The organism is Streptomyces anulatus, assembly GCF_000721175.1.
GTDB lineage: Bacteria > Actinomycetota > Actinomycetes > Streptomycetales > Streptomycetaceae > Streptomyces > Streptomyces anulatus_C.
This window is the reverse complement of the sequence record NZ_JOEZ01000032.1, coordinates 1-22,633: the sequence shown is the minus strand read 5'-3', so window position 1 is coordinate 22,633 and position 22,633 is coordinate 1. Positions and strand designations below refer to the sequence as shown.

The window sequence follows — 22,633 nt, the reverse complement described above, 5'->3', positions numbered from 1 at the left end:
ATCGCCCGAGGTCAAAGCCATGATCTTCATCCTCACCGGGGAGAAGCTCATGGACGCCGACGAGGATCTCGCCTTCGAGAGCCGTCGGCCCTACTCCGGCCTCGGGCGCAAACTGGAGCGGCTTTCCTCGCTGATCGACAAGTCGGTCCACGACATCGGCGAGTCCATGCCGGACGACCTCGCCAGGTCGTACGGCAAGGCGATGGGCATGCTCGTCGACGACGGCGGCAAGAACTACCTGCGCGACTTCGCCGAGCAGCTCGACAAGATCGCCGAAGGCCGACGCAAGACCTCCATGGACATCATGGAGTCCAAGTGGCAGGTCATCGCCGAGATCATCCGGCTGCTCATCGAGATCGCCATCTACCTGGCGATGTCCTTCTTCACCGGCGGCGCCTCGGCCAGCCAGATCATGATGGCCAAGCTCCGCAGCCGCTTCTTCATCCTCACCACGCTCAGCCACCTGCTCCAGCGGCTGCACCTGGCACCCTCCCTCACCGAGGCGTTCGCCGAGGCGTTCACCACCTTCGCCGTGCGGCTGGCGATGATGAACTTCGCCCCGAACGGCCGCCGCCCCGACGGCATCGACTGGAGCGACATCGGCAAGGCCGCCGCGTTCGGTGCGGCGGCGGGCTTCTTCACGAGCATCCTCGACAAGTTCGCGAAGGACATCGTCAGGAGCTTCGACGGCAACTTCCTGAAGAACGGAACCGACTTCAAGAACAACCCCAACCTGCGGGACACCCCGAACATCGACCTGAAGAACAACGGTCCGACCCCCAACCCCGACCCCAAACCGAACCCCGGCCGCGACCTGCCGAACGACCGCCCCGGCCCCAGCCCGTCCGGGAACGGGCCCATCCCTCCGCCCAGACCTCCGGTCACCTTCCGGGACGGCCCGCTCGCCTTCCGGAACAACCCCGATCTGTGGCGGAACAGCCAGATCCTGCGCTACAACTCCGACCGTCCGGGCGCGCTGGCCGGCCACTACGGGCTCAAGGGAACGGCCGACTTCCTCGCCGCCGGGTCCGGCGAGGCGTTCGCGGAGATCCTGATCAAGGGGGCCTTCGACGGCGACTGGTCCACCAACTGGTCCACCTTCGTCGGCGCGGGCATCAGCAGCCAGGCCGAGTCGTCGCTCACCAGCACGGCCCTGAACAGCGGCGCCGAACTGCGCCACACCATCGACAAGTTGCGCAACCAGCCGCCGCCCACCGCCTCCGACGGCAGCGGCTTCGGTACGCGCGGCTCCGAGGACTCCCCACGCACCGTCGACGGCCCTGACCGCTCCGACGGCCCCTCGCGGACGGACACCACGGGCGGCGACGGGCCCGCACCCGGCGGGCTTCCGCCGGTCGTCCAGCCGACCACCGGCCAGGGTGACGTCACCGGCAGCCAGTCACCGCCGCCCTACGTCGCACAGGACCCGCCGCCCTACGTCCCGGTGGACCCGCCCCCGTACTCCCCGGGCCCGATGCCCGTGACCGCCGCCGAGAACACGCTGTGGCGACAGGTCCACCAGGGCCCGGCCGAGCTGCGCGAGCAGGCGCTGCGCGACCTTGCCGCCGTACGAGGTGGGCAGCCGCCCGGCAGCGCCGAGACCGGTGTACGCGACAGCCTGAACGCCGGCCTGTCGCAGCTGCCCGAGGTTCGGGTGGTACCCGCCGGGAACGGCCCCGCGGCCCAGGTGGACGCCGAGGAGATCCGCAGGGCCCTCGGGGGCTTCGGTACGCCGGTGACGGTGGACCCGCCGATCGGCGTGGGCGCCCCCACATCGGGGGGAGTCCCGGCGCCGTCGGATGGTGACTCGGAAGTGCGTGACCTGGGCGTGATGGGCGGCGGCTCGGACGCGCGCGATCCGGATCGGATCGGCGGCGGCCCGGAGCCGCGCGAGGTGCGGTCCGAGTCCCCGCTCGTCGCGGCGGGCCCCCCGGCCGGCACCGAGGCGCCTTGGCGGCTGACGATCGTCGTCTCGGAGGCGCCGCCACCGGGCGCGGGATCGCCGGAGGCCGCCGCGTTGCTGGACGGCGCCCTGGCCGACCGGGCCGTGGTGCTCGGTCCGCCGGTCTCCCCGGTCACGTCCGACGGGACCGGGGAGACCGGGGAGCCGGTACGCAGCGCCGTCGAGCTGACCCGCGACGGACCCGGCGATCCGGTCCAGGTCCGTCCGCTCACCGGTCCGGAACTCACGGTCCTGCCGGACGGCACCGCGCAGACCGCGTTCCCCGGCGCCGACGTGCTGCTGCCGCTCGCGGCCGCCTTCGGCCCGCCACCCATCGCATCGGCCGCTTTGCCGCCGGTCGGCTCGACAGCCCCGTCGCCGGTCACGTCTGCCGGGCCGGCGTCCGCCACGCCTGTCACACCGACCGCTCCCGCTCCCGCGCCCGCGGCGTCGGCCACTTCGCCGCCCGCGGAGAAGCCCGCCGGCAAGCCGGTCGGTGGCGAGGCCGCACCGAGCGACCCGCACCCGCTCCCCGTGCAGGTGCTCTCGGCCGAGGCCACGGACGTCAAGCAGCCGATCGTCACCACGACCGGCACGGCGCCCGCCCCGGACGTCAAGCCGACGCTGTCCACGGCCACCGACAGCCCCCTCACCGCGACCGACGCCCCCGCCGCGTTCAAGCCGGCCACCCTGTCCAGCCCCTGGACCGAGACGGCCACCGATCTGCTCCTGGAGTCGGGGCGCGGTGACGGAACCACCCCCGCGACCGGCACCGGCACCGGCTCCGGCGGGCCCGAGACGCTGCGGGACTTCCTGCCGGAGGGCGAGTGGTGGCAGTACTACATCGACCCCAAGGACCACGAAGCCGCGCTGGCCGCCTTCCCCGACGACCCCGGCTCCTACTACGACCACGACCGGTCCCCGGGCTTCCAGGCGGGCATGGTCGCGGCGTACACCCGGTTCCTCGCAGACCCCGGCACCGTCGCGGCCCCCATGGACTCCTCCGCGTACCAGGCCATGCACGGTCTGGCGACCGGCCATCTCGGTCGTACGATCGGCTGGTCCGGCAACGGGCCCACCCAGTTCCCGCTGCGCGGTGACGCGCTCGCTCCCGACGTCTTCGACGAGCGCATCGGGGGCCGGGCCCTGGTCTACGACATGACCACGCACAACTGGGCCAACCCCCTGCCCTCACCCCGACCGGTCACCATCCTCACCCGCTTTCTGCACAGCAACCCGGCGCTGGCGACCAATTACACGAAGGGGGCCGCCCCCGGCCTCGTCGACACGCTGTTCCAGCAGCACTACGCGCGGGTCGGCCGGCCCGACGCCGACGACGCGGCCAAACTCGCCTCCATCGTCCGCACGGTCCGGGCGCTGCACGTGGTCCACCCCTTCCAGGACGGCAACCTCCGCTCCAACGTCCAGATCCTGCTGCCCAGGCTCCTCCTGGAACAGGGCTTCCGGCCCGTCGTGCCCGACACCATGTACAGCCTGTTCCAGGGTGGCCATTCCGTACCGCAGATGGTCGAGACCCTGGTCCGCAACGGCGCCCTGGACACAGGGCGGCCACGCCCGGCCCCGGAACAGGCCGCCGCGGACCCGCACCTGGAATCGGGCCGCGGCGACACCGAGACCACCGGGGGGGACGGCCCCACGCCCCCCGAGGGGCAGCCGGCCGTCACCACCCTGAGCGGCCACGCGGTGCCCTTCGCACAGCTGCGACGCTGGGTGCCGGAAGGAGCACACCAGCCCCGACCAGGCCGCGCGGTACAGACGTTGACCATCTCGCAGAGCCCCGCCGAGGACGGTACGGGGCAGAGCGCCGGGCGCCGGGCGCTGCTCGGCCAGGACACCTTCCGCAGCGTGCGCACCACCTCTTCCGAGGCCCCGGCCCCGGGAGCCACCCCGGCCGCGCCCTCCCCTCGTACGGTGTTCACCGGACCGCCGACCGCGCTCCCCGGCGCCGGAACCGAGCGGGGCGCCGACTACTTCGCGGGCCATGGCACTCCCCGTACCGTCACGCTCGGCACCGATGACGCCGCGCATCCCAGCGTGAAGGTCAGCGGGGTGCAGCTCGGCGAGGTGCTCAAGTCCTGGGCCGAGGACGGCGATCAGGACCGGCCGCTGGTGCTCTTCTCCTGCGAGACCGGGCGGCAGCCGCAGATCGCGGGACTGCCGGTGGCCCAGCACGTGGCGAACCGGACCGGGCGCACGGTATACGCGCCGACCACCGAGGCGGGCACGGCCAGGGACCAGGACGGCAACGTCCGCGCGGTGCTCACCGAGGGCCCGGACGGGCCGGGCCGATGGCGGCTCTTCACCCCGGAGCCCGGCGGCGCCGAACTGGACGCCCTGGCACGCGACGCGGGCCTGCACGCGGGCCCGGACCCGGCCGACGCCTTCGCCCGGGCCCGGACCCTCCAGCAGATCCGTACGTTGCGCGACGCCCTCGGCACGGACGCCGAACAGCAGTCCGACGGCCGCGAGTTGCTGGCCGGACTCGGGTACGTCGACGGCCTGCGCTGGCTCGGTCAGGACACGGCTGCCCGCTACGGCGACGGCCGGATGACCTCGGACCTCCTGCGCCGGATGGTCATCGACCGGCGCGGCGCGACGGTTGCGACGACCGCCGGTACGGAGACGGGCCCGGCCGGCACCGCGACCACCGCCGCGGACCCCTCGGCCGACCCCACACCCGAGGAGTACCGGGAGTTCCTGCGCGCCGCAGCCGGGTTGCGGGCCACCGCGGGGCCCGACACCACGCTCGACGCCCTGCTGCCCCCGCCGCCCCCCGAGCTCCCGCCGACCGCACTGGTCTCGCCGGACGACGTGGCCGGGCTCACCTACGCACCCGCCGCCCGGATCACCTGGTCGCTCTCCACCGCCCCGCTGCCCCTCTCCGACCTGGCGCTGAGCCCTGAGGACACCGCCGAACTCGCCCGTCGCCGACCCGATCTGGCACCGGCGCAGAGCCGCCCGGAGAGCCTCACCGAAAGCCTGGTCCTGTTCAGCAAGGACCCGGTGACACCCGGCCCCGCGGACGCCGTGCGCGCGGACGGGCGGGCCTTCCGCCGGCTGCACACCCCGGGGGGCGGAGACTGCCTCTTCCGGGCGCTGCTCGACAGCGCGCGCAGCCGTCCCGTACCCCCGGCATGGGCCGCGCGGGACGTCACCCGGCTGCGCGAGCTGCTGCGCGACCGGCTCACCGGGTCCGAACTGCTCGCCGCGGCGGCCGAGGCGAACCCCGATCCGGTGCTCGCCGTCGTCGACGACCTCCGGATGCGCGCCCTCGCCGGGGTGCAGGACCCGGGCGCGCAGAGCCGGATCACCCAGCGCTGGGACCGGATCGCGCAGGCGGTCGTCACCGACGGCGACGGCCGGCGGTGGCGGCGGATGCTCCGGGACAGCGGCTACCCGCACCTTGCCGAGGTGGCGCCGACCCCCGCCGACGCTCGGCGGCTCGGCACCGACGGGCTGATCCTCGCCGCGGCGGACCTCCCCACGCTGTGGGCGTCGCCCTTCGCCGACGTACTCCCGCAGGCGCTGGCGCACACCCTCGGCCTCGACCTGCGGCTCGTCCAGCCGGACCCGCGGGCGCCGGGGAGCACCTTCGTCACGCCCCTCAACCCGGGCGGTCAGGGCGAGTCCCTGCACCTGTCCTACAACGGCACCGACCACTTCGACGCCCTCATCCCCGACCCGGTGCCCTCCACCACCACCCCGGCGCCCGCACCCACTCCCGCTCCGGCCACCCAGGACCCGGCAGGCTCCGACGTCTTCGGGGAGTGGCTGCGGAGCATGGGCGGGATCACCGAGCTGGACGCCCCCGGTCCGCTGACCCCGGACAAGGGCGATCCCGTACCGCTGGAGACGCAGCTCGAACGGCACCGCCCCGCCCGGCTGTTGACGGGCGAGGACGCCCGGCCGCCGGAGCCCGCGCCGCGTACCGTCACCTTCCAGGACGGCGGCAGGCTGCCCACCGTCCTGATCAGCCCGGACGCCGATCCGGGCGACGGGAGGCCGGGCTCCCGCACGGCCGTCGCCCCCCGCACGGGACTGCTGAACGGCGTCGGCGTACTCACTCTCCGCTCGCCCGAACAGGTCGCCCAGGAGATCCTCGGCAAGCTGCCCGAGAAGCTGCGCGCCCAGTTCGACGAGGCGGAGCTGCTTCGCCTGCTGACCGATCAGCCCGGCGCCTTCACCGCCCCGCGCGGCGCCCGCTTCGTGGGCCGGGAGAAGGCCGGCGTGGGTCACGAGATGACCGTCGAGGCCATCCCGTACCACCGCTGGGAACGCTTCTCCGACGTCGACGGCTCCACGGTCCGGGTGGACACCATGCGGCGCGGCCAGGCCGGTACGGGCGGCGGGCGCAGCGTCGGCGTCGGGCGTCGGGCGGCCGCCGCGGTGGGCATGGGGCCGCCGCTCAACTGGATGCTGAAGATCGGTATTTCGCTGGGCTGGAGCCGCCGGACCGACTACACCCTGGGCACGCAGGCGTACAACCAGTCCGAGTACCGGGCCGTGGACGGCTCGCATCTGCACCTGGACGACGTCCACTACCGGGTGCGGGTGGAGCGCGTCACCGAGGCGCCGAAGGACACCGGGCCGGCTGCCACCCCGCCCGCCCCTGCCCCCCGTTGGCAGCGCGCCCCCGTGCACACCGCGACGTTCGCCGTGCGGGACGGGCTGAGCTGGCGGCTGCCGGACGATCTCACCGTGCCGTTCACGGGGCCGAAGCGGGCGCCCGGGACCCTCACCTTCCCGGACGGCGTCGAGCCACGGATCAGCGACACCGCCGCGCTGCACCTGACGGACCCGCCGGAGGACGTGGCGCTCACCATCTCCGGTGTGCGGCCCGGAAGTTCGGCGCACCGCGCGCTGGTCTCCTACGTCCGGCCGGGGCGGCTGCACGGTCTGTTCGGGCGGTTCTCCGGGCCGGTCAGCGGGCCCGAGCTGACCCGTGGCAGCGGTCAGCACCCGCTCGGGCACCTGGTCGTCGAGCGGTCGATCCCGCACCGGGCCACCCTGGTCACGGAGTCGGTCAAGGCGGAGGTGCGCGACCTCGCCCAGACCACGTACCAGAACCAGCGCGCCCACGTCCGTGACACCCGGTTCGGTGTCCAGGTCACCGCCGGCCCCAGCTACACCCTCATAGGCCAGGAGACCGACGTACGCCTCCAGGGCGGCCCGCTGGTCCGCGCGGACCTCAGCACCGGCCGGGGCCACTACCTCGGCAACGACGCGGCCCGCAAGGTCACCGGCCGCGTCCGCAACCACCCGCTCGCGCTCTACCGGGTGGAGCGCACCCTGATGGTGCGGGGAGCCGGTGAACCGGCGTCCGCCGCCCGCCCGGTCCGGGTGGTCAGCCTGGACTGGATCTCCACCCAGGACGCGCGCCGGCTCGCCGGCTGGGACAGCCGTACGCCCGGCGCGACGGGCCCGAACCCGGACGCCGTGCCGCCGGTGCCGTGGTACCTCACCCGCGAGGACCCGGTGCACCTGGGGGGCCAGGTCCGCGCCGAGGGCTTCCGGCCGGACCAGCGACCTCCCGCCCGGCCGGTCCAGAGCCAGCCGGACCAGAGCCGGCCGGACCAGAGCCGGCCGGACCAGAGCCGGCCGGTCCAGAGCCGGCCGGACCAGAGCCGGCCGGACCAGAGCCGGCCGGACCAGAGCCGGCCGGACCAGAGCCGGCCGGACCAGAGCCGGCCGGACCAGACCCAGCCGGACCAGAGCCAGCCGGACCGGAACGGGCAGCCGCTCCCGGCTCCCGCGCCTGCCCCCGCTCCTCAGGACCCCCTGCGGGCCTTCGCCGACACGGTGCTGGACACGCTCCACCGCTCCTACCCGTCCCTCTTCGTCCCGCCGCTGATGCTGCGGCACCCGCGCCTGGCCAAGCTCTGGTACGGCGACGGGCGCATCCGGACCGCGCTGTACAACGACCGCCAGGTGCGCGAGGCGCTCAACCGGCCCAGCCTGGCCCAGAGTCTGGACGACCTCACGACCACCGGGGTGCCGGTCACCCTCACCGAGGACGGCAAGGTGCGGCGCGGTCACCACACCCTGATCCTGCGGGCGCGCCTCACCGACCGGCGGTTCGAGACCACCATGAGTGAACGCTCGCTGCGCAACGCGGTGATCGGCACCGAGGTCTCCGGCCAGGGGCAGCAGACGTCCACCACACTCTCCGCCGGTGTCGAACTGGGCATCTCGCCGCGCGACCACGACAAGGTGCCCGAGGCCGGGCTACCGCGCCGGATGGGCAACGCCTCCCTCGGCGGCCGTTACGCGAGGACCGACGCCAAGGCCACACGGAACACCGTCGCGGTCGCGCACGACCAGCTGACGTTCCAGAACGGAGCCGACCTCTACAGCTACCGGGTTGAGCTGGGCGCCACCTTCGAGGGCCACCGCCGCCCGCGCGGCTGGGCCCGGCTCGCCTCGGTCGGTCTGCTGGGCGCGGGCGTCTTCGTCAGCAAGGTCGAGGAGCGTCCGCTGTTCAGCCGGGGGACGGAGACCGTGGGCCGGGTGGAGCTGGCCGTGCCGGCGGCACACGGCTCCGACCGCTACGCCCCCACCGACCCTCCGGCCACAGGCCCCGCACCAGGAACGGCGGCGACGGCGACGTCAGCGGCGCCCGCACCCACCCCCGCACCGCGCCCCCTCTCCTCCACCGAGGCCGACCAACTGCTGGACGGCACGAGTCCGTTGCCCCACGACGAGTCGTCCGACCGGCAGCTCGTCCGCAGGCTCCTGAGCGCCCCGCACGTGGTCCTCAGCACCGAGGGAGGCCGGCAGCGCCAGCGGCTCGTCCAGGACACCGCCGACCGCGCCTCCGGCACCTCCTGGCACGTCAGCGCCCCCGGTGCCCCGATACGCACCGCCCTGCGCCGGGCGATGGCGAATCTCAGCGTCGCCGGACAACTCGGCCAGTACCTCGGTCCGTTCGGCTCACGCATCACCGGACTCAACGGTGCGGGCCCGCTCTCCACGCACTACCTGAAGGCAGCGATCCGCGGCGAACTCAGCAACGTACGGGTCACGAGCGACCCGAAGCCCGGCAGTCTCGAAGCCACGATCGGCAACGAGCACCGCGTCGCCGGCAGCTCCAGCGCCGTGTCCCGCGCCACCCTCGGCCTCCAGGGCGCCATCATGCCGTTGCATCGGGTGTCCGGCGAGCAGGCCGTGGTCGGCTCGTACGCGACGGCCCTCCAGTACGCCTGGGGCAAGGGCCGCAACACCTCGCAGACCCTCACCCGGGGCCGCAACACCACCCTCTCCTACACCGGGCGGATGTACCTGGTGGTCGCCGACGCCGTCGAGACGGTCGCGGTACGGGACCGCTGGACGGCCGCGATGGGGGCGGTCGGCACCCGCGCCGGGGCCGGGCTCAGCGCGGCCGCCGGACGGATCTCCGAACGGCTCGGGCGAGGGCTCGCGCCGCGCCGGGCCGCCGCCGCGCTCCAGCGCATCCGCGACGCGGTGATGTTCCACCTGCCGTTGCAGGACGCCATCGAGGCCGGGCTCGCACCGGACGGCCTCGGCACCACCACACCGGGCAACCTCGGCGGCGGCTACCGGCTGCCGCCCTTCCTGCGCAGCCGCCGCTTCCCCACCCACCCCAGCGGCCAGCTCGACGCGAGCCGGGCGGCACTGCGGCTGCTGGGGGAGTTGGAGAAGATCGGAGTTCCCTCGCACGACCGCGAACAGGTCCTCCAGCGCCTCTCGCCGGACTTCCTCCGCTCGCACCTGCACGAGCTGACGACCGACGGGATGACCCTGCCGGTCCGCTACCGCGCCTGGTCCCGCCCGCACCACCTGCCGGTCGGCGGCAGCCCCGGGCAGCTCCGGTTCACGCTGACGCCGGTCACGACCAGGGTGGAACGGCTGCGCACCGGCTACGAACTGGAGGACTACCGCACCACGGCCCGGGACGACGCCAGGGGCACGTCGCAGGACCGCGGGGCCGACGTGACGCTCAGTGCGAGCCGACGCGCGACGGAAAGCGGCGTGCTCGTCGCCAACCCGTCGCTCCAGGGCACCGCGGCCAAGCAGCGGTCCAGCGCCCGGACCGGGACCACCGGCAGCACCGCGATGCCGAACATCGCCACCACCCAGACGCACGCCGAGATCGTCACCTCGTACACCCTTACCGTCACCATGACGGACGCGTCCGGCGAGCTGCTCGGCCCCACCGCCACCGCCCCGGTCGGCAGCCTCAACGAGATCCTCCCGACCAGCCTGCTCACCCCCGAAGGCGACGGCGCCGACGGCACGCTCACCGAGCAGGAAATCCCGGAACCGGAGCGCGCGGTCAGGCTGTTGACGGCAGATCAGGCGCAGCCGGAGGCCATCGCGAAGTGGCGTCGCCCCCCGGTCGGCGACACCGGGGCGCCCGACCCGGACATCCTGCCCTTCGACGACCGGATCGGCTCCGGCATCCTCGCCGTGGACATGGTCGGCGCTGCGAACGTGCAGGACGCCCTGACCCTCGCCACCGCGCGCGCAGACGGCTCACCCGGCGACAGCGACCTCGGCCGACGGCACACGGGAACGGTGCTCGCCGAGCGCGTACGGATGGCCCGCCACACCCCGCTCACCGGCCTCGGCACCGCCCCCGCCCAGGCCCAGCAGGAGGCCACCACCCAGGTCGGCCTGACCGCCGGATTCCGCGAGGCGCTCGGCGTGAACGGTACGCCGCTGCCCACCCAGGCCTCCGCCCACCTCATCGGCCAGTCCCACACCGCCGACTCCCGCCTCTACGCGAAGATGCACCGCCGAGGCGCCCGCCTGCTCGCCGTGGAGAACAAGCCGCGGATGGAGGCGATGCAGCGGCGCAAGACCTCCGACGCGCTGGAGGCGGGCATCGCCGACAACGTCGAGGGCGCGGTGGGTTCGTCGCCAATGGCCGGCACCAGCGACGCGGGTGTGATCAACCCCGGTGCCACGCTCCCGATCGGCGGGGCGAACGACGGCACCACGCTCAAGGGTGCCGCGGACACCACCCTCGGCACCCACCTCAAGGTCGTCACCGACCGCAGCATGCTCTTCGCGGTACCGGTGACCTGGCTGTCGGTGACCGAGGCCGACCACCGGTTCACCGACAGCCGCCCGATGCAGGCGCTCGGCCACCCGAGGCGTGGGCCGCGCGCCGCCGAGGCCGAGACCACGGCCCTGGTCTGGCTGCGCGAGGACATCGCCCGCGACTACGGACTCCTGGACGACACCACGTTCCCCGACGAGGCCCGCACGGCCTGGGACGACCAGGCCAAGGCGGCGGCCGACCTCGCCGCCGCCGAGAAGAACTACTACGACGCCCGCGCGAAGGCCAGGGAAGCCTGGCTCGACCTGAGCGCGGACGAGCGGGCCGCGCTCGGCGACGGCCACCCCGGCCGGGCGACCGTCCTGCCCCGGTCCGTGGCCCAGTCCCCGGCCGTCGCCGCCTGGCAGACGGCCCGCGAAGAGGTACGCCGGTGGGAGCGGCACACCGACGCCGCCGCCGCGGACCACCACCGCCTGCACCTCGCGGCGACCCGCCTCACCGCCCACCACCAGGGCTCGGCCTCGGCCGCGGTGAAGGACCTGCCGCAGGAGTACACCACCCCCGACTGGCGCTCCGAGGCGCCGGAGCCGTACACGATCACCGACGCCACCGACTCCGCTCCCCGCACCCTCACGTCGCCGGACGGCACCATGGTGCGCGAGGTGCACGCCGTGCCGCACGACGGCGCCTCGTTCTTCCACGCGTTGCTCGCCGTGGCCCGGGACCGCGGACGCCTTCCCTACCTCCTCGGCACCGACCTCGCCGACCGGTTCACGGCCGGCCCCGGGGACCCTGCGGTCACGGCCGAGGCCGTCGCCGCCGCGCGCGACCGCCTCGCCTGGGCGTTGGCCGACCACGGCAACGAGGATCTGCTCGACGCCCTGGCGATGGACGCGGCGGACACGTTCACGCAGGACGAACTCGACGCAGCCGGTCTGGAGTTGACCGCCGCGCAGCAGGCGGAGTTCGACGCGCTCGGCCGTCTTCCGCAGACGTTCTGGCCGACGCCCGAACAGCGGGTCGCGCTGGCCACCGCGGCCCTGTCCCGCCCGTTCGCGGCCGAGCCGTCGGCAGCGGACACGACGGACCGGGACGCCGCGGAACCGGCCCCGCCCGAGCGCCGCGCGGGCGACCACGGCGGCGCTGACCTGCTGCCCGCGCTCGCCGCCCGGGTCCTGGGCGCGCCGCTGACGGTGGTGACGGGCGAGGGCCGGCAGCAGCTCTTCCTCCCGCACGGCGCCGATCCGGCGGCGGTCGACGCGGCCACCGATCCGGTGCTCTTCGCCGAGGAGGGCTTCTTCCACGCCACGCTCCCGGCCGGTACCGCGCCCCCGGTCACGACGCCCCTGCCGACGCCCACGACGACGCCCACGTCCACGGCGCCGACGCCCGCGAAGCCCCCCGCGCACCGCAGCCACGCCACCGCCCCCTGGCTGCCGCCCGCCGACGCCACCGGCCCGCGCTACCGCCTGGACCGGGACGGCGTACTCACCGCCCCCGACGGCGCGACCTACACCCAAGGCGCCCCCACCGGCCGGGGCAACGGCTTCTTCGGCGCGCTCTCCACGGCCCTGCGCCAAGCCGCGGGGCAGCCCGGCCCGGACAGCCAGGAGGCCGGGCGGCTGCGCGCCCGCGCCGGGGCGTCCCCCGCCCAGCTGATGCGTCTGAACGGCCTGCCCGGCAACCCGGCGGAGCGCGACGCGCTCTTCACGGCCCCGCCCTTCCGATCCCGCCCGGGCGCACCCGCGCCGAGCCAGGGCGCCCGCGAGGCCCACCTGCGCCGCCACCTGGCCGAGGCCCCGTGGGGCCCGGACGCCGACCGCGCGGTGGCCGAGTGGGCCGCCGCCGCGACCGGCGCCACCGTCACGCTGATCGAGGAGAACGGCACCGCCCACACCTACGCCGGCCCGTCCGCCGACGCCCCCACCCTCCGGCTCCGCCGCCGTGGTGGTGACTTCGTCCCACTGCTCCCGCGCACCCCGGCTCCCGCGCCCAGGACCGGGAACCCGGTGCAGAAGACGCCCACCGGTCCCGTCACCCTGGTCCCGACCCTGAGGTCGGCGACCCGCCGGTTGCCGGTCCTGTCACCCCGGCCTCGCCGGTCACCGGCCTCGAGGGCGATGACACTCCGGCCTCGCCGGTTGCCGGTCCTGTCCTCCCGGTTCCGCCGGTTACCGACCTCGAGGTCGGCGACCCGCAGGTTGCTGGTCCCGAGACTCCGGCCTCGCCGGTCACCGACCCCGAGGTCGGCGACCCGCAGGTTGCTGGTCCCGTCACCCCGGTGCCGCCGGTCACTGACCCCGAGGTCGACGACCCGCCGGTTGCCGGTCCCGTCACCCCAGCCGTCCCCCCGGTTACCGACCCCGCGGTCGACGACCCGCCGGTCACCGACCCCAAGGTCGGCGACCCGCAGGTCACCGGTCCCGACACCCCGGCCTCGCCGGTCACCGGTCCCGTCGCCCCGGTCCCGCCGGTCACCGACCCCGAGGTCGACGACCCGCCGGTCACCACCGGCACCTCCGTACCGGCCCCGCCCGCCCAGCAGCTCGACCCGGTCGCGGTCCCGCTGCCTCTGTCCCCCACCGGCAGCGACCACCCTGGGCTGCCGGGCGAGGAAGAGGCGTACGAACTGAGCACGCTCTCCGGCGCGGAGCCCCAGCCGGAGGGAGGGACGGACCCCGAGGACGAGGGCACGGACTCCGAAAACGAGGACGGCCCTCCGCCTGGGCGGACCCGCGGTGGCTGAGCACGGTGTTCGGCCCGCAGTGGAGCAGGGCTCCGCGCCCCCGGCTCCAGGAGACCTCCGAGGCGCTGTACGCCCTGGTCGAGCAGGCGGCGGCCGGCCGGCCGCCGCGGGCCGGGCTGGCCGGCCTCACCCGCGAGGTCCTGCACCTGCCGCGCCGGGCCCGGGTGAGCTCCCAGGACGTGCTGGATCTAGGGGCGTTGGCACTGGAGGCGTCCTCGGACGACCTGGAGAGCGCCGAGGACCTCGCCGCGTACTTCATCGACCGCCAGATCGAGACCCGGCGGGACGCCCTGGCCGAGAAGACCCTGCTGCGCACCGAGGACCGGAGCCCGGCCGGCCGTGACTTCACCGGGACGGGCCAACGCCTTCCGGAGCCGGCCCCCTACCTCGCCGAGCGCTCCGGCGGCCTCGCCCGGCAGCCCGCGCCGTGGCGCAGCCCGTACGTGGTCGTGGCCGAGGAGGCCGACGGCGGGGGTGTCGAGATCGTCACGCCGTGGCGGACCTTCGTGGTCCGCGACGCCGTGGAGATGGCCCGGATCATCTCCTACGACTCCCGGCGGCCGCGCGGCGCGGACATCGTACTGGCGCTCCCCGCGGCGTTCGCCGCACAGGTCGCCAACCTGGTCTCCGGCACGACGGCCCGCCCCGTCTGGTACCCGCTGGGCCCGGCCGAGGTGGCCACCCATCCCACCACCGGAGACCGCCGGCTGGCGGTGCGCCGGAGCCCGGGAGACACCGGGCCGGGCTGGGCCACGCCGCCACCACCGCAGGACCTCGGCCTGATCCGGGCCGGCATGATCGCCACCTCGCTGTCGGCGGGCCACCACTCGTTCCACGAGGTGATGCGCGGCGCCCAGTTGGCGCTCGACGGCATTCCCGGTCATGACCCGGCACTGGACTACCAGGACAACTGGGGCCGGTACTGGAACGTCCATCCGCTCACCGAGCAGGAACTGCGCGACCACGTCGCCCGGGACGGGCTCTTCCCCGACGAGCACGCCCGGGCCCTGCTCGACACCCCCGCCCCGGCCCGCCCCCGGCCGCCGGCGGTCAACTCCGCAGCGCCCGTCACCGGCCCGGCACCCGGGGAGCCGGCACCCGGGCGGCCCACCTGACAGCGCGACGGATCATCGAGGCCGGAGGGAGACACTCCGGCCGGCTTCGCCACGAGGTCGTCGCGGAGCTCCTGGGTGCACTTCGGGGCCCGGACGTTGCCGGTACGGTGATCGCCTGCCGCATGGAAGGTCCATGTGTCCGGCCGGCCCGTGCGAGGGTTCCCGGTGGCGAGCGATGGGACCGTGATGAGCGAACTGACGAAGCCCCACATCGAGGTTCCGGAGGGTGTCGCGGCCACCGAGCTGACGATCCGGGACATCGTGGTCGGGGACGGACCCGAGGCGCAGCCGGGCAGGGTCGTCCAGGTTCACTATGTAGGGGTCACGTTCGCGTCCGGAAGGGAGTTCGACTCCTCCTGGGAGCAGAACCGGCCGTTCAAGTTCGCCGTGGGCGGTGGCAGGGTCATCAAGGGCTGGGACCGGGGGGTGAGGGGGATGAAGGCCGGTGGCCGGCGCGAGATCATCGTTCCCCCGCGTCTCGGGTACGGCAAGCAGTCGCCCTCTCCGTTGATCCCGGCGGGCTCGACGCTGATCTTCGTCGTGGACCTGCTCACGGTCGTGGGCAGCCCGCCGGAGGCCGCAAGGTAGACGCGGGGACCGCGGCTGCGTCGGGAACAGCCGGCCGGGTCGGAACGGTTGCATCGTCGAGGGACCGGCGCCGCACGGGCGGGGACACGGAGACCACAGGGTCGTCCGCCCCGTCAGGGGCCGGCTCCCCTGATCGCGGTAGGCCCGCCGCGCACCCCGGACCAAGACGTATCCCCGCAGGAGGACCCTTTCATGACCGACCGGCCTTTGACGCTCATGGCAGTACACGCCCACCCCGACGACGAGGCCACGGGAACCGGAGGGATCCTCGCGCGGTACGCGGCGGAAGGCATCCGTACGGTTCTCGTGACGTGTACCGACGGCGGCTGCGGTGATGGGCCGGGGGGTGTCAAGCCCGGCGAACCCGGACACGATCCGGCGGCCGTCGCCTCGATGCGCCGTCGAGAACTCGAGGCGAGCTGTGAGGTCCTGAAGGTCAGCGATCTGGAGATGCTGGACTACGCCGACTCCGGGATGATCGGCTGGCCGAGCAACGACGCTCCCGAATCCTTCTGGCAGACCCCGGTGGAGAAGGGTGCCGCCCGGCTGGCGGAACTCATGCGGCACTACCTGCCCGACGTGGTCGTCACCTACGACGAGAACGGCTTCTACGGTCACCCCGACCACATCCAGGCCCACCGCATCACGATGGCGGCGCTGGAGATGACCACGCTGACGCCGAAGGTGTACTGGACGACGATGCCCCGCTCGATGATGCGGCGGTTCGGGGAGACCATGCGCGAGTTCCAGGAGGACATGCCGGAGCCGGATCCTGCCGAGGCCGCCGCGATGGCCGAGATCGGCCTCCCCGACGATGAGATCACCACGTGGGTGGACACCACCGCGTTCAGCGGTCAGAAGTTCGATGCGCTGGCCGCGCATGCCAGTCAGGGCGAGAACATCTTCTTCCTCGGGATGGGCAAGGAGAGGTTCGGCGAGCTGATGGGCACGGAGACCTTCGTACGGGTCAAGGACGCCACCGGTGCGGCCGTACCCGAGAACGATCTCTTCGCCGGACTCCGCTGACCCGCGCGTCCGGCAGGGGCCGGTTCACAGCCGGTTTCCCCCGTCCGTCGCACCGTGCTGCTGCCGGACGCTCCGAACATCCCGATGTCATCCCTGCCGCGCCCGCCTGCCTCCCCCGTGCGGCGGCCTGGACCTGCGAGGGCCCGAGCCCCCACGGGAGAGTGCGTCCGACGACTGTCGCCAGGGGGCGGTCCCAACCGTTGCGGACGGGGGCCGGACGGTGGATGCCCAGTTCGGTGCGGGCCCGGTCGGGGAGGAGTCCGACCGACGCGTTCGTGAGCAGTCTGACGACCAGCCGCTCCCGTCGTGGGCGTGCGAACCGGCGGAGGAACGGCACCGAGTCCAACGCGGCGGGAGTGGCGTGGAGTCGGGGGCGGAGACGGGCGAGGTGGCGCTCGGCTTCGAGGGACGTGACCGACCCCCGGCGGGCACGGCCACGAGGATGAGCGGTTCGCGCGGCATGCTGGTGGTCCGGGCCGTGGTCCGTGAGGCCGGTGCGGGTGCGCACCGGCCCCACGGCCGGAGTGTGCCGGTTACCGGGTGGAGCGGATGTGGCCGGGCGCCGTCAGCTCAGGTCGAAGCGGTCGAGGTCCATGACCTTGGACCAGGCGGCGACGAAGTCCGTCACGAACTTCTGCTGTGCGTCGTCGCTCGCGTAGACCTCGGCGAGGGCGCGGAGTTCGGAGTTGGAGCCGAAGACCAGGTCGGCGCGGGTGCCGGTCCACTTGACCCGGCCGCTCGCGTCGCGGGCCTCGAACTCGTCCTGCGCCGACGACGTCGACTTCCAGGTGATGCCCAGGTCGAGCAGGTTCACGAAGAAGTCGTTGGTCAGCGTGCCCGGCCGGTCGGTGAGGACGCCGTGCTTCGAGCCGCCGGTGTTGGCGCCCAGCACGCGCAGACCGCCGACCAGCACGGTGGTCTCCGGTGCGCTCAGCGTCAGCAGGTTGGCCCGGTCGAGGAGCAGGTACTCGGCGGGCAGGCGGCTGCTCTTGGCGGCGTAGTTGCGGAAGCCGTCGTACGCCGGTTCCAGGGCGGCGAAGGACTCGATGTCCGTCTGGTCCTGCGTGGCGTCGACCCGGCCCGCGGTGAACGGCACCTGTACCTCGACGCCGGCGTCCTCGGCCGCCTGTTCCACGGCCGCGTTGCCCGCGAGAACGATCAGGTCGGCCAGCGAGACCTGCTTGCCGCCCTTGGCGTTGAAGGATTCCTGGACACCTTCCAGGGCCCGCAGGACCTGGGCCAGCTCGTCCGGGTCGTTCGCCTCCCAGCCGCGCTGCGGCTCCAGACGGATCCGGGCGCCGTTGGCGCCGCCGCGCTTGTCGCTGCCGCGGAAGGACGCGGCCGATGCCCAGGCGGCGGAGACCAGCTGTGCCACCGTCAGGTCCGTGGCGAGCACCTGTTCCTTGAGCGCGGCGATGTCCGCGGCGTCCAGCAGCTCAGCTGTGCGCGCGGGCAGCGGGTCCTGCCACAGCAGCACCTCGGAGGGGACCTCGGGGCCCAGGTAGCGCTGGATCGGGCCCATGTCGCGGTGCGTCAGCTTGTACCAGGCACGGGCGAAGGCGTCCGCGAACTCCTCCGGGTTCTCGTGGAAGCGACGCGAGATCCGCTCGTACGCCGGGTCGAAGCGCAGCGACAGGTCGGTGGTGAGCATCTGCGGCCTGTGCTTCCTCGACGCGTCGTGCGCGTCCGGGATGGTCGCCTCCGCGTCCTTGGCGACCCACTGCTGCGCACCGGCCGGGGACGTGGTCAGTTCGTACTCGTAGGCGAAGAGGTTGTGGAAGAACTCGTTGCCCCACTTCGTCGGGGTGCTGGTCCAGGTCACCTCCAGCCCGCTGGTGATGGCGTCCCCGCCTTTGCCCGACTTGTACGAGCTGCGCCAGCCCAGGCCCTGCTCCTCCAGCGGGGCGCCCTCGGGGTCCGCGCCGACGCTCTCGGCCGGGCCGGCGCCGTGCGTCTTGCCGAAGGTGTGGCCACCGGCGATGAGGGCGACGGTCTCCTCGTCGTTCATCGCCATCCGGCGGAAGGTCTCGCGGATGTCGCGGGCGGCCGCGATCGGGTCCGGGTTGCCGTTGGGGCCTTCTGGGTTGACGTAGATCAGGCCCATCTGGACCGCGCCGAGCGGGTTCTCCAGCTCACGGTCGCCGGTGTAGCGCTCGTCGTCGAGCCAGGTGGTCTCCGGGCCCCAGTAGACGTCCTCCTCCGACTCCCAGACGTCCTCGCGGCCGCCGGCGAAGCCGAAGGTCTTCAGGCCCATGGTCTCCAGGGCGACGTTGCCGGTGAGGATCAGCAGGTCGGCCCAGGACAGCGCCTGGCCGTACTTCTTCTTGACCGGCCACAGCAGACGGCGGGCCTTGTCCAGGTTGCCGTTGTCCGGCCAGCTGTTCAGCGGGGCGAAGCGCTGCTGTCCGGCGCCCGCGCCACCGCGTCCGTCGCTGATGCGGTACGTGCCGGCGCTGTGCCAGGCCATCCGGACCATCAGCGGTCCGTAGTTGCCGAAGTCGGCCGGCCACCAGTCCTGCGACGTGGTGAGCACCTCGGCGATGTCCCGCTTCACCGCGGGCAGGTCGAGCGCCTGGAACGCGGCCGCGTAGTCGAAGTCCGCTCCGAGCGGGTTCGCCACGGCGGGGTTCTTGGCGAGGATCTTCAGGTTGAGGCGGTCCGGCCACCACTGGCGGTTCCCGCCGCCCTGCGTGGGGTGGGCCGCGCGCCCGTGGGCCACGGGGCAGCCGCTCGCCTGAGCCCCGGGCACCTCGGGGATGGCCGTCTCGGGCGAATCCGGGGTGACGGGATCAAAGACATGCGACTCGTGGTTCTCGGTCATGGCAATCCTTCCGGACCCGGCGGGTCGTGGGGGCGCTGAACGGGGAGGAGGATTCAGGCCGTGCAGAAGGGGCACGTCGTGTGCCAGGGTCTCGCCGCGGGCCGCCCGAACGCCTCATGGGCCACCGGACCGGACGGTCCCGGGCGGTGCGACGAGGACGGTGCTCGGCCGGCGCTGCGCGGTCGACCGGCGGTGTCCCGTCACGTGTCTCTGCTGCCGTACCGGAGCCTTCCTGTCTCTTGGATGTCGCCGGGACCGATCCTACGATGGACTTCGTCCAAGTCAAGAAGTGCGCTAAAACGATAGTGACCTAGGTGCGGCGGCGTCGGATTCTTCCGGGGGCCGCGAGTCCCCGGCGAAGCGGAGCGGGTGAGACGGGATGAGCGACCTCCTTCAACGGCTGCGGCGCCGTGGCTGGCGGTTGACCTCGCAGCGGCGTGTCGTCGCGGAGGTCCTCGACGGCGACCACGTGCACCTGACGGCGGACGAGGTGCATCTGCGGGCCGCCGCACGACTGCCCGAGATCTCCCGCGCGACCGTCTACAACACGCTGGGGGAGCTCGTCGCGCTCGGCGAGGTGCTGGAGGTCTCCACCGTGGGCCGGGCCAAGCGCTACGACCCGAACGCGCGCCGCCCCCATCAGCACCTGGTGTGCTCCGGCTGCGGCACGGTCCGTGATGTCCACCCGGTCGGCAACGCCCTCGGCGACCTGCCCGAGACCGAGCGGTTCGGGTTCGCCGTCGGCTCGGTGGAGATCACCTACCGCGGCTTGTGCCCCGCCTGCACCTGACCGCGGCGGGATCGGAGCGTGCGCTGGTCCGGGGACGGTGCCGGGAGTTATGCGCTGCCGCTCGTGGGGCGGGAGGCGGCCGGGGAACGCCGTTCGGGGGAAGAGACTCCGTCACCGTCGGGCCGCTGGAGGCGCAGTTCGCTCCCGGGTGCGAGGACGCCCAGGCCGAACAGGTCGACGACCTGGTTGATCAGCGCGTCGGCCCGTGAGGCGTCGAGGTAGTTGTCGACGAACATCTGGGAGAGGCCGTACGCCAGCGCCTGGGCGGCGATTCCGATCAGCTCGGGATCGGCTTGTCGTCGCTCACCGCGCTGCTGCCCGGCGATGATCAGATCGGTGACGCCCTGGGTGAAGGCGCGATACCACTCTTCCAGGGCGGGCGTTCGATCAGCGCCGAAGCGAGCGCCGCGCAGGAGCGCGAGCCGATGCGGGTGGGTCAGCGCGTACCGCACGAACGCGGTACCCGGAGCCCGGAACGGGACGGAGGTGGCCGAGGCGACCGCTTCCGTCTGGGTCGCGCCGAAGTCCACGGCGACTGCCTCGGCGACCGCGGTCAGCAAGGCGGCCCGGTCGGGGAAGTGCCGGAACGGGGCCCCGGGGGAGACGCCCGCCCTGCGGGCCACCTCGCGGACGGTCACCGCCTCGGCGCCCGCCTCGTCCAGCAGGTGGACGGCATGCGCGACCAGCGTCACCGGCAAGGATCCGTGGTGATAGGGCCGCCGCCCGGGTGCTCATGGAGCCAGTCGTACCACACCTTGACACGCGGTCCGGAGCCACATGTAATCGGCGATTACACAAATGTATTCGCTGATTACATTGGAGTGTTCATGGACCTGCGTCGCGGCGGCCGGGGCCACGAACGTCGTCGTCACCAACGCCTGGTCCGTCCCCGAAAGCCCGGCTTCACCTTCCACGGCCAGCGGGTCCACCGGTGACCGCCCGGCGCGGCGCCGACGGGCGGCTCACATCGTTCGGACGCGACGGTCTGGTCTTCGACGTCGTGGACCAGGGGCCGCTCGACGGTGAGGTCGTCGTGCTCCTGCACGGGTTTCCCCAGACGGCGCGCTCCTGGGACCTGCTCGCACCGCGGCTGCACGCGTCGGGATACCGCACGCTGGCGCCCGACCAGCGAGGATACTCACCTCGGGCCCGGCCGCGCGGCAGGTTCTCCTACCGCATGTCCCAGCTCACCGAGGACGTCGTCGCCCTCATCGAGGCGGCCGGACCCCCCGGCCGCAAGGTGCACGTCGTCGGGCACGACTGGGGCGCCGCGGTCGCCTGGACGCTGGCCGCCTCCCGGCCGGACGTGGTGGCCACCCTGACCGCCCTCTCCGTCCCGCACCCCGCCGCCTTCATGCGGGCCCTCTTCACCAGCCGCCAGTTCCTGATGTCCTGGTACATGTACGCCTTCCAACTGCCTTGGATACCGGAGCTGTTGATACGCCGCCTCGATCCGGCCGTGGCGCCACGCGTCATCGAGCGGATGGCCGCCGGGCAGTCCGCGGCCAATCTCGCCCGGGACATGGGGTTCCTGGTGGCCTCGGGCGCTCTCACTCCCGCCCTCAACTGGTACCGGGCGATGCCCTTCAGCACAGCGAGCCAGCTGACCAAGGTCACGGTCCCGACCCTGTTCATCAACAGCGACAGCGACCCGGCCCTGGGCCGGACAGGCGGCGAGCACACACGCCGGTTCGTGACCGGCCCGTACACCCTCCACACCCTGACCGGAATCGGGCACTGGATTCCGGAGCAGGCCGCTCCCGAAGTGGCGGAGCTCCTCCGCGTTCACCTCTCAAGCACGCACCAGGGACCGGAACGGAGACCGTAGAACGTATCGGGTGCCGTTCCGCGGTCGGTCACGGCGGCAGGTGGCCGCCCCGCGCACGGGCGGCCTGTCAGCGGGGTTGTCCTTGAGGAAGTTGCGGGCGTTCTCCTTGCCCTGGCCGAGCTGGTCGCCCTCGTACGTGTACCAGGCGCCGGCCTTGCGGACGAAGCCGTGCTCCACGCCCATGTCGATCAGTCCGCCCTCGCGGCTGATGCCCTGGCCGTAGAGGATGTCGAACTCCGCCTGCTTGAACCACCGAGGCGTAGAACTTCAGCGCCCGGCCACCGGTGGTGGTCTCCGGGGAGCCGAACATCACGCCGATCTTCTCGCGGAGCTGGTTGATGAAGATCGCCGTCGTCCTCGTCCGGCTGAGGGCGCTGGTGATCTTGCGGAGGGCCTGGCTCATCAGACGGGCCTGGAGCCCCATGTGTGAGTCGCCCATCTCGCCCTCGATCTCCGCACGGGGCACCAGGGCCGCCACGGAGTCGATGACGATCAGGTCGATCGCGCCGGAGCGGATCAGGATGTCGACGATCTCCAGCGCCTGCTCACCGTTGTCCGGCTGGGACAGGATGAGGTTGTCGGTGTCGACGCCGAGCTTCTTCGCGTACTCCGGGTCCAGCGCGTGCTCGGCGTCAATGAACGCCACCGAGCCACCGAGCTTCTGCGCGTTCGCCACGGCGTGCAGCGTCAGCGTCGTCTTGCCGGAGGACTCCGGTCCGTACACCTCCACCACA

9 protein-coding genes and 1 pseudogene are annotated in these 22,633 nt (G+C 73.3%); 6 read left to right on the top strand and 4 right to left on the bottom strand.

Annotated features, from left to right (window positions below):
* Positions 1-19: 19 nt before the first annotated feature.
* From IG90_RS46220 to IG90_RS0130385, 4 genes are all read left to right on the top strand, one after another.
* Positions 20-13,618 carry a WXG100-like domain-containing protein gene (locus IG90_RS46220; RefSeq protein WP_245170729.1) on the top strand — a complete coding sequence of 4,533 codons (13,599 nt, stop codon included), beginning with the start codon at positions 20-22 and terminating at the stop codon, positions 13,616-13,618.
* A gap of 118 nt (positions 13,619-13,736) precedes the next feature.
* Positions 13,737-14,846 (top strand): hypothetical protein, encoded by a 1,110-nt coding sequence (locus tag IG90_RS0130395; protein WP_030591569.1) that lies wholly within the window; start codon positions 13,737-13,739, stop codon positions 14,844-14,846.
* Positions 14,847-15,032: 186 nt separating this feature from the next.
* The gene (locus tag IG90_RS0130390) at positions 15,033-15,434 is read left to right on the top strand and encodes an FKBP-type peptidyl-prolyl cis-trans isomerase (protein WP_030591566.1); all 402 of its coding nucleotides are present in this window, start codon (positions 15,033-15,035) and stop codon (positions 15,432-15,434) included.
* Positions 15,435-15,626: 192 nt separating this feature from the next.
* Positions 15,627-16,460 (top strand): PIG-L family deacetylase, encoded by an 834-nt coding sequence (locus IG90_RS0130385; RefSeq protein WP_030591563.1) that lies wholly within the window; start codon positions 15,627-15,629, stop codon positions 16,458-16,460.
* On the opposite strand, the gene IG90_RS46945 is transcribed toward IG90_RS0130385, so the two are convergent.
* Entirely contained in the window at positions 16,402-16,968 is a 567-nt protein-coding gene (locus IG90_RS46945) for an oxygenase MpaB family protein (protein WP_324604315.1), read from the bottom strand. The two genes, IG90_RS0130385 and IG90_RS46945, sit on opposite strands and share 59 nt — an antisense overlap.
* 57 nt (positions 16,969-17,025) lie before the next feature.
* Positions 17,026-19,281, bottom strand: coding sequence for a catalase/peroxidase HPI (katG, locus tag IG90_RS0130380; protein WP_030591561.1), 2,256 nt, complete (start codon positions 19,279-19,281; stop codon positions 17,026-17,028).
* 379 nt (positions 19,282-19,660) lie between these two features.
* Here katG and IG90_RS0130375 point away from each other — a divergent pair, with 379 nt between their 5' ends.
* Positions 19,661-20,071: a Fur family transcriptional regulator gene (locus IG90_RS0130375; protein WP_030591559.1), complete on the top strand. Its 411-nt coding sequence runs from the start codon at positions 19,661-19,663 to the stop codon at positions 20,069-20,071.
* Positions 20,072-20,118: 47 nt separating this feature from the next.
* Here IG90_RS0130375 and IG90_RS0130370 read toward each other — a convergent pair whose 3' ends face one another.
* Positions 20,119-20,763 (bottom strand): TetR/AcrR family transcriptional regulator, encoded by a 645-nt coding sequence (locus IG90_RS0130370; protein ID WP_233436121.1) that lies wholly within the window; start codon positions 20,761-20,763, stop codon positions 20,119-20,121.
* Between the two features lie 239 nt (positions 20,764-21,002).
* Between IG90_RS0130370 and IG90_RS0130365 the strand changes: the two genes are divergently transcribed.
* Complete coding sequence (locus tag IG90_RS0130365) at positions 21,003-21,899, top strand: alpha/beta fold hydrolase (protein ID WP_030591553.1); 897 nt, start codon at positions 21,003-21,005, stop codon at positions 21,897-21,899.
* Between the two features lie 72 nt (positions 21,900-21,971).
* Here IG90_RS0130365 and IG90_RS39900 read toward each other — a convergent pair.
* Positions 21,972-22,633 (bottom strand): annotated as a pseudogene (locus tag IG90_RS39900) (recombinase RecA); the annotation flags it as partial.